The organism is Plantibacter sp. lyk4-40-MEA-4, assembly GCF_030209415.1.
Taxonomy (GTDB): domain Bacteria; phylum Actinomycetota; class Actinomycetes; order Actinomycetales; family Microbacteriaceae; genus Plantibacter; species Plantibacter flavus_A.
This window is the reverse complement of sequence record NZ_JARVSA010000011.1, coordinates 120656-136328: the sequence shown is the minus strand read 5'-3', so window position 1 is coordinate 136328 and position 15673 is coordinate 120656. Positions and strand designations below refer to the sequence as shown.

Below are 15673 nucleotides of genomic sequence, written 5' to 3'. Positions count from 1 at the left end.
CGTGCGCCGCTCACAGTGCGCGCCCCTGCACGGCTTCCTGCGACCGGGGGTCGAGGGCGTCGCGGAGGGCGTCGCCGAGGAAGTTGAAGGCGAGCACCACCGTGAGGATGGCGAGTCCCGGGAAGACCGCGATCCACCAGGACGAGAAGTTCTGCACCCCGTCGGACACCATCGCACCCCAGTCCGGCGTCGGCGGGACGGCACCGAGACCGAGGAACGAGAGACCCGACAGCAGCAGGATGGCCGTACCGACGTCGAGTGTGGCGAGCACGACGACCGGCGACACGACGTTCGGCAGGATGTCCTTGCCGAGCGAGGTGAACGGCCCGTTGCCGAGCAGACGACCGGCGATGACGTACTCAGCGCCTCGTGCCCCGATGACGAGCGAACGCGTCACGCGGGCATAGGCCGGCCACGACACGATGAGCATCGCGATGACGGCGTTCGTGAGGCTCGGGCCGAGCGCAGCGGCGATGACCATCGCGAGGATGATCGTCGGGAACGCGAACACGAGGTCGGCGATCCGCATGATGGTCTCGTCGAGGGCCTTGCCGAAGTAGCCGGCGATCGCCCCGAGGAGCGAACCGATGAGCATCGCGAAGATCACGAGCATGAGGGCGAGCGGGATCGAGACCTGCGCGCCGCTGACGACCCGGGACAGGACGTCGCGGCCCACCTGGTCGGTGCCGAACCAGTGCGCGGCACTCGGGGCCTGCAGCCGGTCGAAGTCCTGGGCGAGCGGGTCGAACGGCCGGATCCACGGCGCGAGCACCGCGACGAGCAGCCAGAAGAGCACGATGACGCCACCCGCGACGGCGAGCGGGGTGCGCAGCTGCTTCGAGATGCGGAGGCGGCCCTTGCGCTTGGTCTGGACGGCGAGGACGTCGGTCATGCCACCCTCACTCTCGGGTCGATGAAGCCGTACAGCACGTCGACCAGGAAGTTCAGGCCGATGTACACGAAGCCGACGATGAGCCCGACGCCCATGATCGCGGGCAGGTCGAGTTTGGTCGCCGCGGAGTACGCGTACTCGCCGAGGCCGTGCCACGAGTACACCTTCTCGACGAGGACCGTTCCGGACAGCAGCGATCCGAAGGCGACGCCGAGCACGGTGATGATGGGGACGAGCGCACCGCGGAGCACGTACCGGGTCACGACGACGTGGCCGGGAAGGCCTTTCGCCCGCGCTGCCCGCACGTAGTCGAGGTCGAGCACCTCCAGGATCGCCGACCGCGCGAACCGGGTGAGCAGGCCGATCGTGTAGAGCGCCAGGACGGAGGCGGGCAGGATCAGGTGGGCGATGGCGTCGCCGAAGGTGGACCACTGGCCGGCGAGCAACGCGTCGATCGTGTACATCCCGGTGACCTTCGGCGGCGGGATCGCCGCGGGTGAGAGTCGCCCGGAGCCCGGGAACCAGTGCAGCTGGGAGAAGAACACGAAGTAGACGACGAGTGCGAGCCAGAACGACGGTACCGAGATGCCGATGAGGCTCACGACCCGGATGACCTGGTCGGTGATCGTCTTCCGGCGCAGCGCGGCCCACATGCCGAGGCCGACGCCGATGACGATCGAGATGACGATGGCGGTGAGGGCCAGTTCGGCCGTTGCCGGGAAGGCGCGACCGAGTTCGTCCGCGACGGCGCCCCGGGTCTGCTGCGAGGTCCCGAGGTCACCCTGGAACAGGTTCGCGACGTAGGTGACGTACTGGACGGGCAATGGCTTGTCGAGGCCGGCGTTCTCGCGGAACTGCGCGACGATCGTCGGGTCCGCTGCGGCCTGCTCACCGAGCGCCGCCTGCACGGGGTCGGCGGGGACGAGGTTGGTCAGCGTGAAGGTGACGAGCGTCACCCCGAACATCAGGAGGACCGTGAGTCCGAGCCGGATGCCGAGGTAGCGCGCGAGCGGGTGGAGACCCGCTCGCGCGCTGGACGTCGTCGGTGCGACGCTACTTGATTCCGGCAAGGTCGACGGTCCACGTCGGGTTCAGCGGAACCTCGGTGATCGTGGTCGCGGTGACCACGTTCTGCGCCGGCTGCAGGAGCGGGATGAACGGTCCGCTCGCGTTCTGCGCCTTCTGGAGGTCCTGGTACGCGGCGGCACGGGCGTCCGTGTCGGTCGCGGCGAGCGCCGCGTTCGCGAGGTCGGTCACGGTCGGGTCGGCGCCTGCCGGCCAGCCCGCGCGGAGGCCGACGAGCTCACCCGGCGTGAACGCGAGGTAGTTCGACGGGTCCGGGAAGTCCGGGCCCCAGTACCAGAGACCCACGGTCTCCTTGCCGTCGCGGTAGGCGTCCAGTTCGGTGGCGACCGGAGCCGGGGCCAGCGTGATGGTGATGCCGACCGACTTCAGCTGCGCCTGGACCGATTCAGCGATGCTCTGGAGCGACAGCCCCTGCACCGTGATGTCGTTCGGGAAGTTCAGCGTGACGGCTTCGCCGGCGTACCCGGACTCCTTGAGCGCAGCCTTCGCCGCATCGGCGTCGAACTGGTTGCCGTCGGCGGCGTCGAGCGCCCCGTTGAAGATCGAGGGGATGAAGCCACCGGGACGGACGGAACCGTCGCCCGCGAGGTCGACGATCTTGTCGTAGTCGATGCCGAGCTTGACGGCCTCGAGGAACTTCGGGTTGCTCGTGATGTCGCTGATCGCGGGGTCCTGGTTGAGCATGAGGAAGATCATGTAGCGCGAGGGGTTCGCGATGATCTTCACCTTCGAGTCGTCGAGCTCGGAGACCTGGTCGGGGTTCAGATCGAGGGCGACCTGCGAGTCACCGGCCTCGACGTTGAGCTTCTGCGTCGGGCCCTGCACGTTGCGGAGGACGACGCGCTCGTACGCGGGCTTGGTCCCCGTGTACTCGGGGTTCGCCGTGAAGACGACCTGCGAGGCGGCGTCGAAGGACTCGAGCTTGTACGGGCCGGAGCCCGCGGACGTGGTGTTGAGGAACGACTCGGCCGCGTCGTCGGCGGTCGCGCTGCCACCGTTCTCCTCGACGACCTTCTTGTTCACGACACCGAGGGCCGGGTTCGGAAGGATGAACGGGAGGGCGGGGTTCGGCGTCGCCGAGGTGAGCGTGAGGGTCGTGTCCGAGGTCTTCTCGATCGTGACGCCGTCGAGCAGGAAGGACGGGTTGCCCTTCACGCCCTGGACGCGCTGCAGCGAGAACACCGCGTCGTCGACGGTCACGTCGGAGCCGTCGGAGAACTTCTTGCCGTCCTTCATCGTGAGGGTCATCACCGTGTTGTCGGCGTTCATCTCGTAGCTCGCGAGGCCGTCGACGGGGGCGGTGACGTCGTCGTCCTTGAAGGTGAGGAGGGTCTCGTAGAGCGCCTTCGCGACGATCGAGCCGGTGGTCTCGTACTCGCGGTTCGGGTCGGCGGTCTTGAGGTCGAAGGACGCGTCGACGACGAGCGACTTGCCCGCGCTGTCATCGGAGCCGCCTGAGGGGGAACAGGCGCTGAGCGCGAGGCCGGCGGCGAGGGCGAGGCCGAGGGCCGCCATGCCGCGCCGGCTCGTGCGGCTGAAGGATCGTGACAAGGTGGAGCTCCTTATCTGGTTGGAGGGATGAGCTGAAAGTAGTGCGATACGCGATCATTCGTCAATCCACAAGCCGTTACCAAAGAAGAATTGTCTCGATTTCGCGGTGAATCTGCCATATCCTCTCAATCGACCGCCAGGACCACCGCCGAATCTGGACGTTTGGAGCAATCGATGCAACTCGACGACACCCACATCCGCATGTTGGAGCTGCTCCGGGAGGACGGGCGGGCTTCGGTCGCCGCACTCGCCGAAGAGCTCGGGATCTCCCGTTCGAACGCCTACTCGCGGTATGAGGCCATGCTCCGCGCCGGCGTCCTGAAGGGGGTCCACGCGGAGATCGAGCCGGCGACGGTCGGACTCGGCGTCGCGGCGATGGTCTTCATCACGCTGCGCCAGAGCCAGTGGGCCGACTTCCGCGCGCGGCTGTCTTCGGTCCCCGAGCTGGAGTACTTCGCCGTCACGACCGGCGAGCACGACGCGATGATGCTGATCCGGGCCCCCGACGTGGCGGCGATCCACGAACTGGTCGCCACCCGGCTCGCACAGTGGCCGTCCATCAAGGCGACGACGACCGTGTTCCTCATGGACGAGGAGCGGTCGAACGTGTCGCTCCGCATGACGAGGTCCGAGCGCACGAGCGTCGAGGACTCCGGCGAGCGCTTCGGCATGACCCGATTCGTCCGGACGAGCGACGAGCGCGCCCAGCGGGTGCCGGAGCGACGCGGACGCTGACCCGTCGGCGGTGGCGTGCCGACCCGACCGGTTCAGGCGGCGACGATCTCCCGACAGATGCTGACATGAGCCTGTCCGTCCGGACCGATGAAGTCCTCGGTGAGGATGAACGAGCCGTCCTCGGCGCGGGAGATGATCGAGCTCGCTTCGCCGCGCGTCGTCAGGTCGCCGGCACGGTTGCGGTGCACGAACGAGATGTCGATGCGTTCGCCGGTGCGCACCCCGCAGAACCGTCCGACGGAGACGGTGTCACCGACGTATTCGCCCCACAGCACGCCGTGCGTCTCGTGGTAGACGAATCGCGTGGGCGCGTCGGCGTCGACGACACTCGCGGACGACGAAACCATGTCGAACACCCTCGCGTCGAGGTTGAAGTCGAGCGTGGCGCTGGTGCCGGTGTCGGCGGTTCCTGTCATGCCGTCATTCTGCGGAGGCGTCCGAACAGGTGTCAACCTGCCGACGATCCGTCCATCCCGTCCATCACCTGAGCCGGTCGGACAGGACGAAACGACGGATCAGACGGTACGGACGAGATGTTCCGCTGGCTCCGGAGGTCGCAGCTTGACGGCGTCCACCGCGGGTGGCTTACTGATGTCCATGTGTCCAGACAGCCTGCAGTTCCGCGACCCCCGCACCCAGCCACTCCCCCGGGACGACGCGTTCCGCGAGTACCTCGCGACGGGCTGGGGTGCGGTGGACCGCTCAGTGGACCTCGCCGAGGGTGCCGGCGCAGCCGCCGGACGTCACCGCGACGCCATCAGCGCGCAGTTCCCCGGCCACTGGCTCGTGGTCACCGCGGGACGCGCCGTGACGCGCGCGAACGACACCGAGTTCCCGTTCCGTCCGGACAGCGACTTCGTGTGGCTCACCTCCTGTCAGGCGGAGGGCGCGGTCCTGGTGATGCGGCCGACCGCCGGTGGGCACGACGCGACGCTGTACCTCGCCGAGCCCGTCGGTCCCGGTGAGGAGGCGTTCTACGCCGACGCCATGCGCGGCGAGCTCTGGATCGGCCCGTCCGCCGGACTCCCCCAGTGGGCGGAGGCGCTCGGCATCGAGGTCCGCTCCCTCGAGGTGTTGGACGAGTCCCTCGCGCTCGTGCCCGCCGACGCACTCCGCGCAGGCGCCCCGGAGCCCCGGGTCGACGGTCGATTCGCGGCGTCGCGAGCGCTCCTCATCGCCCTGTCCGCCGCGAAGCTCGTCAAGGACGACTGGGAGATCGCGCAGCTCCGCGCCGCCGTGGACGCGACGGTCGGCGGGTTCCGCTCGGTCGTGCGCGAACTGCCCGCCGCCATCGAGTTCGGCGGAGAGCGCTGGTTGCAGTCGACCTTCGAGCGCCACGCCCGCACGTTCGGCAACGGTGTCGGGTACTCGACCATCATCGGCAGCGGGCCACACGCTCCCACGCTGCACTGGACGCGCTGCGACGGTCCGGTCCTCCCCGAGCACCTCATCCTCATGGACGCCGGCGTCGAAGCCCGCTCGCTGTACACCGCCGACGTCACGAGGACCTTCCCGGCGAGCGGGTCGTATTCCGCGGCCCAGCGCGAGGTCCACGACCACGTCGAGCGGGCCCACCGTGCCGCGATGTCGCAGGTCGGCCCCGGCCGCTCGTTCATCGACATGCGGAACACGGCGTACGAGCAGATCGCCACGAGCCTTCGCGACCTCGGCATCCTGCAGGTGTCGGTCGACGAGGCGATGTCGCCGAACGGCCAGCAGCACCGCCGCTACCTGCCGAGCGGCACCGGCCACCACCTCGGACTCGACGTGCACGACTGCGCCCGCATCGGGGACGAGCGGTACCTCGACGAGCCGCTGCAGCAGGGCGCCGTCCTGACGGTCGAACCAGGTCTCTACTTCCACGCGAACGACCTCACCGTGCCGCCGGAGCTGCGCGGCATCGGCGTCCGCATCGAGGACGACCTGCTCGTGACCGCCACCGGACACGAGGTCCTCTCCGCGGCACTCCCGATCAGCGCGGACGGTCTCGAGGCCTGGTTGCGGAGCTGACCGACGGTTCGCAACGCAGGACGGTCACCGCGTGTCGCGGCCCTTCCGTTCGGTGCTGCCAGCGACTCGCCCGGTGCGTCCTGCGTTGCGAACGAGCCTAGGCTTGCACGGTGAGTCAGCCCGACGCCCCCATGCGCACCGCCGTCCGCCCGAGCCCCGGCGTCCTCGCGACCCTGCGGAACCCCAGGGCCTTCAGCGTCGAGATCCTCGCTGGAATCGTCACGACGCTGGCGCTCATCCCCGAGGTCATCTCCTTCTCGATCATCGCCGGCGTCGACCCCAAGGTCAGCCTCATCGCCTCCGTGGTCCTCGCGATCTCGATGTCGATCCTCGGCGGGCGTCCGGCGATGATCACGGCCGCCGCGGGCGCCGTCGCCCTGGTCGTCGCGCCGCTCGTCAAGGAACACGGCGTGGAGTACCTGCTCCCCGCGGTGATCCTCGCGGGCCTCATCCAGATCGTGTTCGGCGTCACCGGTCTCTCCCGACTCATGCGGTTCATCCCCCGCTCGGTGATGATCGGCTTCGTCAACGCGCTCGGCATCCTCATCTTCGTCGCCCAGGTCCCCCACCTGCTCGGCGTCCCGTGGCTCGTCTACCCGCTGTTCGTCATCACGGTCCTGATCGTCCTCCTGCTCCCCAAGCTCACCACCGCGGTGCCGGCGCCGCTCGTCGCCATCGTCGTCGTCACCGCGATCACGATGATCGCGCACGCCTCCGTGCCGACCGTCGGCGACCAGGGCGACGTCTCCGGTGGCCTCCCCGGGTTGACCGCGCTGCTCGTGCCGCTGAACCTCGAGACGCTCGGCATCATCTGGCCGACCGCGCTGAGCGTCGCGTTCGTGGGACTCATGGAGACCCTCCTCACGGCGAAACTCGTCGACGACATCACCGACACGACGTCGTCGAAGGGGCGCGAATCGTGGGCCCTCGGCGTCGCCAACATCCTGGCCGGTTGGTACGGCGGTATCGCCGGCTGCGCGATGATCGGTCAGACGGTCGTCAACGTCAAACTGGGCCGCGCTCGGACGAGGATCTCCACCTTCGTCGCCGGCGTCTTCCTCCTGCTGCTCGTGACCGCGCTCAGCCCGGTGATGGCGCAGATCCCGATGGTCGCGTTGGCCGCCGTGATGATGATCGTCGCCATCAAGACCGTCGATTGGCACAGCGTGCGCCCGGCGACCCTGCGACGGATGCCGATCCCGGAGACGGTCGTGATGGTGGTGACCGTCGCGGTGGTCGTCGTCACCCACAACCTCGCGATCGGCGTCGCCGCAGGAGCGGTCCTCGCCATGGTGCTCTTCGCGCGACGCGTGGCCCACGTCATCCGCGTCCGCCGGGTCCTCGCGGACGACGCCACCTCCGTCCGGTACAGCGTCATCGGCCCCCTGTTCTTCGGCAGCAGCAACGACCTGGTCGAGCAGTTCGACTACGCGGCCGACCCTGCGGACGTCGTCGTCGACTTCACCGCCTCGCAGATCTGGGACGCCTCGAGCGTCGCCGTCCTCGACGCCGTGCAGGAGAAGTACGCCGCACACGGCAAGCAGGTCGTGTTCACCGGACTCGACGAACGCAGCTCGGCCTTCCACGGGAAGCTCACCGGCCACCTCTGAGCCGATCGCTCCGGCACCACCTCAGAGGTGCAGCACTCGCCGGAGCCCCGCGTCCAGATCCAGTGACAGGGTGACGGGCACCCTTCCGGCGGCCGGACCGAGGTCGTCCTCATCGAGGGTGAGCAGCTGCGTGGTGTTCACGACCGAATCCTTCGGCAGGCCGGAAGCCGCAGCAGGGAGGAACACGTTGCCCGGGAGCTCGGCGAGCGCCGTGTTCGACGTGACGACCGCGACGATCACGGTCCGGAGTGCGCTCCGCGTGTAGGCGTCTTGTTGGACGACGACGACCGGGCGCCGACCGGCGGGCGCACTCCCCCGCTCGCGAGGGCCGAGATCGACCCATCGGATGTCACCGCGGCGGGCCCACGGTACGCAGCCCAGGTCGGTCGCGGCCTGGCCGGCGCAGCAGCGGTGGAGAGGAGCTTCGCAAGCCGAGCTGTGGAGGACTGAAGTCGCCGATTCGCAGGCCACCAGAGGATGATGGAGTCATGGCAGAAACCGGAACGCCCAGAGTCGCGGTCTACATCGACTTCGACAACATCGTCATCTCGCGCTACAACCAGCTCTACGGGAAGGCGGCGTTCAGCCGGGATCGTGCGCGGTCCCACGTGCCCTCCGCCGCACCCGAAGGCGACGAGATCTCCGAGCGCCTGCAGGCCGCTCGCGTCGACGTCGGCGCCATCCTCGACTACACCTCGTCGTTCGGGAACATCGTCATCAGCCGTTCCTACGCCGACTGGTCCGAGCCGGTCAACTCCGCGTACCAGAAGGACCTCGTGGACCGCGCGGTCGACCTGACGCAGATGTTCCCCACGACGAAGGCGATGAAGAACGGTGCCGACATCCGCCTCGCCGTCGACGTCGTCGAGGACCTCTTCCGCCTCCCCGACCTCACGCACATCGTGATCGTCGCCGGCGACTCGGACTACATCTCCCTCGCGCAGCGCTGCCGACGCCTCGGACGCCACGTGATCGGGATCGGTGTCGCCGGTGCGACGAGTCGTGCGCTCATGGCGGCGTGCGACGAGTTCTCCGACTACGACGACATCCCCGGGATCGTCCGCCCGGTCGTCACGCGCACGCCCCGCACCCCTGCCGCCGTCGAGAGCACGGCGGAGGTGTCCTCTGAGACACCGAAGTCCGCACCCAAGTCCGGAGGGCGTCGTCGCGCCTCGTCCGGGTCCGCGCCGACGGCCGAAGCACCGGTCGCCCAGACACCTCCGCGGATCGGCGGCCTCTTCACCGAGCCGGTCTTCAGCCACCGCGACGCCGACGACCTGGACGACTCCGACGACGAGACCGCGGACCCCTCCGGTCCCGACGCACAGCGCGCGGCGACGAAGCTCCTGGTGCGCGCACTCCGCCTCGTGCACGCCAAGAACGACGACGAGGACTGGCTGCTGAACGCCGAGGTGAAGAACCAGATGATCCGCATGGATCCGGCGTTCAAGGAGAAGCCGCTCGGCTACCGCTCGTTCAGCGACTTCATCAACTCGCGCTCGGACCTCGTCGAGGTGAACCCGGACGCGAGCCCCGATGGACGACGGCTGCGGCTGCGCGAACTGGGTTGAGCCCGACCCCGCGGCAGGAGATCAGCCTCGCAGCAGGACCGTCCGCCTTCGGGCGTCCTGCTCCCGCGCGGTTCTCCTGCTGCGGCGGTGCTCAGGCGCCCCGGAAGAACGCCTGGACCGCCGCACTCAGAGCGGTCGGATCGTCGATGTGGCACAACTCGCGGGCGGAGTGCATCGACAGCAGCGGCGTCCCGACGTCGACCGTCCGGATGCCGAGTCGCGTCGCGGTGAGCGGGCCGATGGTCGAGCCGCACGGCACCGTGTTGTTCGACACGAAGTCCTGCGACGGCACACCTGCGGCGGCGCAGCTCCGGGCCCACAGCGCGGCCCCGAGGGCGTCGGTCGCGTAGCGCTGGTTCGCATTGATCTTGAGGAGCGGACCGCCACCGGCGATCGGCCGGTTGGCCGGGTCGTGGCGTTCCGGGTAGTTCGGGTGGACCGCGTGGCCGGCGTCCGCTGACAGGCACCAGGAGGCCGCATAGGCCTGGAGCCGTTCGGACACCGTCGCCCCCAGCGACGCACCGATGCGGGTGAGGACGTCGTCGAGGAACGGACCGCTGGCACCGGAGGTCGAGGCCGAACCGAGCTCCTCGTGGTCGAAGGCGGCGAAGACCGTGATGTGTCCGGCGTGGTCGGTCGCTCCCCCGTCACTCGCGGCCAGCAACGCCGCGAGTCCGGCGTGGACCGAGGTCAGGTTGTCCATGCGTCCGGCGGCGAACAGCTGACCGTCGAGACCGAATCGCCGCGGCTCCTGGGTGTCGGCCACGAGCACGTCGTACCCGGCGATCGCGGTGGGATCGATGCCTGCGATCACCGCCAGGTGCGCGAGCACGTCGGCGTGGGCGAGGTCACCGACCCCGTACACCGGCTGCAGGTGACGCTGGCGATCGAGGACGAGGCCGTCGTTGGCGCTTCGGTCGAGGTGCACGGCGAGCTGCGGGATGCGCAGGAACGGGCCGGTCCGGACGAGGTGCACGGTCCCGTCGAGCGTCACCAGGCGTCCGGCGAGTTCGAGCTCGCGGTCGAGCCAGGAGTTGAGGAGCGGTCCGCCGTAGACCTCCACCCCGGCCTGCAGCCACCCGTGGGCGCCGGTCGTCGGCTTCGGCTTGAGCTTGAAGCTCGGCGAGTCCGTGTGCGAGCCGAGGATGCGGAACGGCGTCGTGGCGTGCGCCTGCTCGGGCTGCACCCAGGCGATCACCGCACCCTCGCGTTCGACGAAGAACCGGCCGGCGCCACCGTCCCAGGGCTCGGTCTCGAGCCGCCGGGTGAAGCCGGCCGCCGTGAGGCGCCGAGCGCTCTCCGCGACCGCGTGATACGAGGTGGGCGAGGCGACGATGAAGTCGGCGAGGTCGGTGATGTGGGCGACGGAGTCCATCCCACCATCCTCCCACCACCCACGCACCCGGCACGTGGATGCACCAGGCCCTACCCTGGACGGGTGACGAAGACCCGCAGCGACCTCATCGGTCCCGCAAGCGGCCTGTCCGAGGATCGTCGCGGACGGATCGCACGCATCGTCGACGGTTGGTTCTTCGCCTTCGGCACGGCTGCGGCCGTCTTCCTGGCCTACGTGCTGCTCACCGAGGCGTTCGCCCGCGGTTGGGCCCAAGCCTGGTTCATCCTCGTCATCTACCTCGTCATCGCCTACCTGATCCTCCCCCGCCTGCACACCGTGCTGTCGCGCGTCTACCTGCCCGACTACTTCATCGGACGCACTCGCACGCGCGAGGGCATCCTCGGTGATTCGGTGAACCTCGGCCTCCGGGGTCGGGAGGAGCAGATCCACATGGCGATGCTCTCGGCGGGCTGGACGCTCGCCGACGACCTCGGGCTGCGCGCGAACCTGCGGATCGTGACCTCGACGCTGACCAGGCGCAGCTACTCGGAGGCGCCCGTCTCGTCGCTCTACCTGTTCGGTCGCCGCCAGGCGTTCTGCTACCAGCAGGAGGTCGACGGCAGTCCGGGGAAGCGGCACCACGTCCGGTTCTGGCCGACACCAGCGGGCTGGCTGCTCCCGGGCGGATACCAGGCGGATTGGTTGGCCGCCGGGACGTACGACCGATCGGTCGGGATCAGCATCTTCACGCTGCAGGTGACCCACCGGATCGCCGACGACGTCGACGACGAGCGCGATCACATCGTCGCGTCGATCGCGGCGGCGGAGGTCGGAGCGACGACGTCCGTGATCGAGAAGTTCTCCACCGGCTACCACTCACGGAACGGCGGAGGCGACGCGATCGTCACCGACGGCGACCTGCCGATCATCGATCTCAGCGCGGTGGTCGTCCCGCCGGCGGCGACCCTGCCGGCCGCCGACGCTCCCCCGACGCGCTCCCTCATCCGGGCCGGCGACCCGCGGCCCCTCGACACCACCGTCGGCGTGGTCCTGATGGTCGTCGCGGCACTGTCGACCGTGCTCTCCGGCGTCCTCCTCGTCTCCGATTGGAAGCAGGTCATCTCGGAGGCCCGTGCGACGGCCGCGACGGCTGACGACGTCGTCCTCATCCCGTGGGTGGTCGGGGCCGTGCTGGCCCTGTCGGCGGTGGTGACGCTCTGCTACCTCGTCCTCGCCTGGCGGGTCCATCGGGGAGGCAACCTCGCGCGCCTGCTCGCCATGACCTTCAGCTCGACGTCCATCGCCACCCTCGCCGCGAGCTATGTCGCCGGCGCCGGCGGATTGACGCTGCAGACCAACCTGATCGGCTTCGCGGTCGACTGTTCCATCATCCTCGCCCTCTCCGGAACCGAGGCCCGTGACTGGGCCCGTGGGCGACAACGACGCACCCGGAGGACGAAAGCATGACCGACGCACCCGACCAGACGGACGAGGGGCCACGCCCCGCCACCTCGCTCAAGCGCGCGCTGCTCCTCGGCGCAGCCATCATCACGATCGTCGCCGGGCTGACGGTGCACTGGTCGGTGGCAGCGGCCTGGGCGAACCCCGTGACTAACGCGCTCTACACGGTCCTCGTCGCGCTCCTGCTGGCCTTCGCCGCCCCACGGCGTCCGCTGTGGCAGATCGCCCTCGGCGCGTTCGGCTTCTCGGCGGCGATCGAGTGCTTCCAGGCCACGGGCGTGCCGGCCGCACTCGCGGACCAGTGGCCGCCCTCGGCGCTCGTGCTGGGCACGACGTTCATCCCGACGGACTTCATCTCCTACGCCCTGGGCGCGGCGGCGTTCCTGTTCCTGTCGCTCGCCATGTCGCTGGTGATCCGCTGGGTTCGCAACGACATCCTCGAACGACGCGCACGCGCGGACCGGGAGACACGGCGCCGATCGGACTCAGGACCCGCCTGACCAGCGCCCTAGCCGCGAGTCGTCTCCCCGTACTGGACGTGTTCGAGGTCGAAGACGGCCTCGGCCAACGCCGACCTCGCCGCTTCGAACTCGACGTCGTCGGGGTGGCCCACCACCCGGGCATGCTCGAGGTGCCAGGTGGCACTGCGCAGGAGTTCGACGGTGGTCGGAGCGGGGGAGGGCGCTCGCGTCGAGGCCGCGGGTGGGACTTCGGCGTTCGCCGCTCCGCCGGGGACGAACTCGATCGTGTTCGATTCCGCCGGAGTGTCGTCCTGAGCGTATGCCTTCTTCTTCATATGTCCTTCATCGAGGTCGTGGACTGCTGTGGCTTGTCGGGCGATGGGCTCCGACGGCGGCGCGGATGCCAGAGTTGGAGCCGATTTGATATATGCCGATATAGGCATGTTCTGCTTGGAACGCTGTTCGGGTCGCGCCATGGCGACGAGCGTGGGGACACGCCCACGGTCGTCCGGAACGTCCGAGGCACCGAGGACCTGGAACCGTTCCAGCCCCCAACGGGACCAGGCGGATGCCGTCCACGCACAGATGGCCGCGTCGATGAGGTCCTCCCGATGCTTGTGCGCCGATTCCTTCAGCGGCGAGGGTTCCGCGGCGAGGAGCGCCGTCACCGGGTGGGTGTCGAGGTCGAGTGGCGGCGTCGCCGAGGTCAGCGCCTGCAGGCGCGAGACGAGGTCGTCACAGACCTCCGCGCGCCGTCGCCGTCGCTCGGCGGCGGGGAGACCGGGGTCGAGGCGTTTGTACCGGGGCCGCGCATCGGGGTAACCGAACTCCTCGGCACCCACCAACGTGGTGTGGGGATAGGCCTCGAAGAACACGACGGCATCCGCCGCCGGCGTGCTCAGTCCGTCGAAGTACTGGAACCCCGCCGCCTCCAGCGCCGTGAAGAGCGCGACACCACCGAGCGCGGGCAGGCCGAGGTTCGACGGGTAGGCCGAGACCTGCCAGCGCCCGTACCGCTGCCCGACCTCACGTTCACAGAGACGCATGCCGGTCTCGTTCTGGACGAGCAGAGGGGCGTCGACCGCGATCACGGAGCCCGGTGAGGCGGTGGCGACGATCCAGGCGACGACGGCGTCGATCCCCACGGCCCACCCGGCCTCGATGACCGTCCCGGTCTCGTCGATGCACACCAGTCCCGACTCGTTCGCCGCGCGGGAGCCGGTCCCCTCGCCCCAGGCGAGGTCGACTCCGAGGAAGCGGGTCACGAGCGGTTCCTTCCGGTGCAGGCGGCGAGGCACCGCCTCCCGAGCCTACTGGGCAGACGTCGACGACTCCTCGGATCCGGCGGCGGGCCGGAGGTGAGGAGCCGTCGAGCGTCCCGAGCGCTCGATCAGCCGACCGGGCCCTCGATCAGCGTCACGTCAGCGGTCTGGGAGGTCCCACTCGCCGTGGTCCAGGTGACGGAGACCGTCTGGCCGGGCTCGAGCGTGGCCATGGTCGCCGTCAGGGTCTGAGCGGAGTCGATGGCGGCACCGTTGATGCCGGTGATGACGTCGCCGGCTGCGAGGCCGATCGACGCCGCGGGCGTGTTCTCGATCACCGAACCGACCACGGCACCCGGCACGGTCTGGGCTGCGCCGGACGCGGCCAGACCGATCCCGATGAAGGCCGGGTAGCCGATCGAGACGGTGTCGGTCTCGACGCCGGTACGGATCTGGTCGACGATGGACAACGCGTCGTCGATCGGGATGGCGAATCCGTCGATGTCGGTCCCGCCGGAGGAGGCAGCGGTGTCGACGCCGACGACCTCGCCCTCCGAGTCGTAGAGCGGCCCGCCGGAGTCGCCGGACTGGATGTCCGCGTCCGTCTGGATCAATCCGGTCAGCTGCTTGCCCGCCCCGGTCGTCTCATCCTGGACCGTGATGTCCTGCTCGAGGGCGGTCACGGACCCGTCCGCAGCGCTGGGGGTCCCACCCGTGCCGCCGGCGTTTCCGACCCCGGTGACGGCGTCACCGACGGCTGCGCCGCCGTCGTCGTCGATCGTGACGGTGTCCAGCCCTGAGGCGCCGTCGAGCTGCAGGAGCGCGACGTCGTTCGTGGCATCCGTCCCGACGACGCGTGCGTCGTACTGCTCCCCGGTCGCCACGACGGTGACGACGATGCTCGTCGCTCCCGCGACGACGTGGTTGTTGGTCAGGATCTGGCCGTCCGCGGTGAGGATCATCCCGGTTCCCGCGGCGGCGGCCCCCTGATAGGCCAGCTCGGTGTCGATGTCGACGACACCCACGGACTCCGCGGCGGTGGCGCTCCGGGTGTTCGCCGTCGCGGCATCCGGCGTCGCCTGCTGTGGCCCAGGCTGCCCACCGGGAGCTCGGAAGCTCTGACCGCCCTCGTCCGGCACCGTCTCCGTCACCTGCGAGGAGGCGGCGACACTCTGGAACGCGCCGGCCGCCAGCGAAGCGAGACCGAGGCCACCGGTCACGAGGGACACGACCGTGGCGGCCGTCGCGGCGGCGATGATCCACCCGATGGGCTGCTTCTTCGCCGGGGTGCCGGTGGTCGACGGCGGCTGGGGGATCGTCTGCTGTCCGTACGGTCGGGGCTGCCAGGTGCCGGAGGGGGCGTACTGGCCCTGGCCGGCGGCGTACGGACCGTACTGACCCTGTGGGCCCTGGTGATGACCGGGCCACGCGTGACCGCTCGTCGCGTGGGGAGCCGTCGCGTAACCGAAGGGCGTCGTGGGCTCGCGTCGCGGACCACCCGCGGCCGTGTTGCCGGGGTAGCCGGCCGGGGGAGTGACGTCCACACCCGGCTGGGGCTGGTACGAGCCGGTGGGCGGCTGGTACGGATCGGGAGCGGGGGACGACTGCGGCGTCTCCGCCGGTCGGGCGCCGTCCGTTGGACGCGGTTCAGGGCGTTCGGGGTCTGGGGTGGTGTTCACGGGGATTCCTCTCGGCGGG

14 protein-coding genes are annotated in these 15673 nt (G+C 69.6%); 6 read left to right on the top strand and 8 right to left on the bottom strand.

The features are described from left to right. Positions 1–10: 10 nt before the first annotated feature. From QRN44_RS17655 to QRN44_RS17645, 3 genes are read right to left on the bottom strand one after another with little or no spacing between them, the layout of a single operon-like run. On the bottom strand, positions 11–892 hold the full coding sequence (locus QRN44_RS17655) for an ABC transporter permease (RefSeq protein ID WP_079704282.1): 882 nt from the start codon (positions 890–892) through the stop codon (positions 11–13). Further along, a complete protein-coding gene (locus QRN44_RS17650; RefSeq protein ID WP_071262045.1) occupies positions 889–1962 on the bottom strand; it encodes an ABC transporter permease in 1074 nt (357 codons plus the stop codon). Before QRN44_RS17650 ends, QRN44_RS17655 begins: the two co-directional genes overlap by 4 nt. Continuing rightward, positions 1946–3529 (bottom strand): ABC transporter substrate-binding protein, encoded by a 1584-nt coding sequence (locus QRN44_RS17645; RefSeq protein WP_199687206.1) that lies wholly within the window; start codon positions 3527–3529, stop codon positions 1946–1948. Before QRN44_RS17645 ends, QRN44_RS17650 begins: the two co-directional genes overlap by 17 nt. Before the next feature lie 174 nt (positions 3530–3703). Here QRN44_RS17645 and QRN44_RS17640 point away from each other — a divergent pair, with 174 nt between their 5' ends. Further along, positions 3704–4264 (top strand): Lrp/AsnC family transcriptional regulator, encoded by a 561-nt coding sequence (locus QRN44_RS17640; RefSeq protein ID WP_079003723.1) that lies wholly within the window; start codon positions 3704–3706, stop codon positions 4262–4264. Positions 4265–4296: 32 nt separating this feature from the next. Here the strand turns inward: QRN44_RS17640 and QRN44_RS17635 are convergent, their stop codons facing one another. Then, entirely contained in the window at positions 4297–4680 is a 384-nt protein-coding gene (locus tag QRN44_RS17635; RefSeq protein WP_285039836.1) for an avidin-fold protein, read from the bottom strand. A gap of 175 nt (positions 4681–4855) precedes the next feature. Between QRN44_RS17635 and QRN44_RS17630 the strand changes: the two genes are divergently transcribed. Together QRN44_RS17630 and QRN44_RS17625 are read left to right on the top strand one after the other, a co-directional pair. Then, positions 4856–6274, top strand: a complete 1419-nt coding sequence (locus QRN44_RS17630; protein WP_285039834.1) for an aminopeptidase P family protein — start codon at positions 4856–4858, stop codon at positions 6272–6274. A gap of 131 nt (positions 6275–6405) precedes the next feature. After that, a complete protein-coding gene (locus QRN44_RS17625) occupies positions 6406–7884 on the top strand; it encodes a SulP family inorganic anion transporter (RefSeq protein WP_285039974.1) in 1479 nt (492 codons plus the stop codon). A 21-nt stretch (positions 7885–7905) separates the two neighbouring features. Here QRN44_RS17625 and QRN44_RS17620 read toward each other — a convergent pair whose 3' ends face one another. Then, positions 7906–8355 (bottom strand): type II toxin-antitoxin system PemK/MazF family toxin, encoded by a 450-nt coding sequence (locus tag QRN44_RS17620; RefSeq protein WP_285039832.1) that lies wholly within the window; start codon positions 8353–8355, stop codon positions 7906–7908. 17 nt (positions 8356–8372) lie between these two features. On the opposite strand from QRN44_RS17620, the gene QRN44_RS17615 reads away from it, so the two are divergent. Continuing rightward, positions 8373–9455 (top strand): NYN domain-containing protein, encoded by a 1083-nt coding sequence (locus QRN44_RS17615; RefSeq protein WP_175116588.1) that lies wholly within the window; start codon positions 8373–8375, stop codon positions 9453–9455. A gap of 91 nt (positions 9456–9546) precedes the next feature. Here QRN44_RS17615 and QRN44_RS17610 read toward each other — a convergent pair whose 3' ends face one another. Continuing rightward, on the bottom strand, positions 9547–10830 hold the full coding sequence (locus tag QRN44_RS17610) for a M18 family aminopeptidase (protein ID WP_121292763.1): 1284 nt from the start codon (positions 10828–10830) through the stop codon (positions 9547–9549). A 63-nt stretch (positions 10831–10893) separates the two neighbouring features. Here QRN44_RS17610 and QRN44_RS17605 point away from each other — a divergent pair, with 63 nt between their 5' ends. Together QRN44_RS17605 and QRN44_RS17600 are read left to right on the top strand one after the other, a co-directional pair. Further along, positions 10894–12258 (top strand): LssY C-terminal domain-containing protein, encoded by a 1365-nt coding sequence (locus QRN44_RS17605; protein ID WP_285039830.1) that lies wholly within the window; start codon positions 10894–10896, stop codon positions 12256–12258. Further along, entirely contained in the window at positions 12255–12752 is a 498-nt protein-coding gene (locus QRN44_RS17600) for a ribosomal maturation YjgA family protein (protein ID WP_064294077.1), read from the top strand. The genes QRN44_RS17605 and QRN44_RS17600 overlap by 4 nt, the downstream gene beginning before the upstream one ends. 8 nt (positions 12753–12760) lie before the next feature. Here the strand turns inward: QRN44_RS17600 and QRN44_RS17595 are convergent, their stop codons facing one another. Both QRN44_RS17595 and QRN44_RS17590 read right to left on the bottom strand, forming a co-directional pair. Continuing rightward, positions 12761–13978 carry a DUF429 domain-containing protein gene (locus QRN44_RS17595; protein ID WP_285039828.1) on the bottom strand — a complete coding sequence of 406 codons (1218 nt, stop codon included), beginning with the start codon at positions 13976–13978 and terminating at the stop codon, positions 12761–12763. Between the two features lie 125 nt (positions 13979–14103). Beyond that, a complete protein-coding gene (locus QRN44_RS17590; protein WP_285039827.1) occupies positions 14104–15654 on the bottom strand; it encodes a trypsin-like peptidase domain-containing protein in 1551 nt (516 codons plus the stop codon). Between the last annotated feature and the right edge of the window lie 19 nt (positions 15655–15673).

Bases quoted from the DNA above. Each gene is read 5' to 3' on its own strand.
- QRN44_RS17655 (WP_079704282.1), bottom strand. From the start codon at position 892: ATGACCGACGTCCTCGCCGTCCAGACCAAGCGCAAGGGCCGCCTCCGC.
- QRN44_RS17640 (WP_079003723.1), top strand. From the start codon at position 3,704: ATGCAACTCGACGACACCCACATCCGCATGTTGGAGCTGCTCCGGGAG.
- QRN44_RS17635 (WP_285039836.1), bottom strand. From the start codon at position 4,680: ATGACAGGAACCGCCGACACCGGCACCAGCGCCACGCTCGACTTCAAC.
- QRN44_RS17630 (WP_285039834.1), top strand. From the start codon at position 4,856: ATGTCCATGTGTCCAGACAGCCTGCAGTTCCGCGACCCCCGCACCCAG.
- QRN44_RS17625 (WP_285039974.1), top strand. From the start codon at position 6,406: ATGCGCACCGCCGTCCGCCCGAGCCCCGGCGTCCTCGCGACCCTGCGG.
- QRN44_RS17615 (WP_175116588.1), top strand. From the start codon at position 8,373: ATGGCAGAAACCGGAACGCCCAGAGTCGCGGTCTACATCGACTTCGAC.
- QRN44_RS17610 (WP_121292763.1), bottom strand. From the start codon at position 10,830: ATGGACTCCGTCGCCCACATCACCGACCTCGCCGACTTCATCGTCGCC.
- QRN44_RS17600 (WP_064294077.1), top strand. From the start codon at position 12,255: ATGACCGACGCACCCGACCAGACGGACGAGGGGCCACGCCCCGCCACC.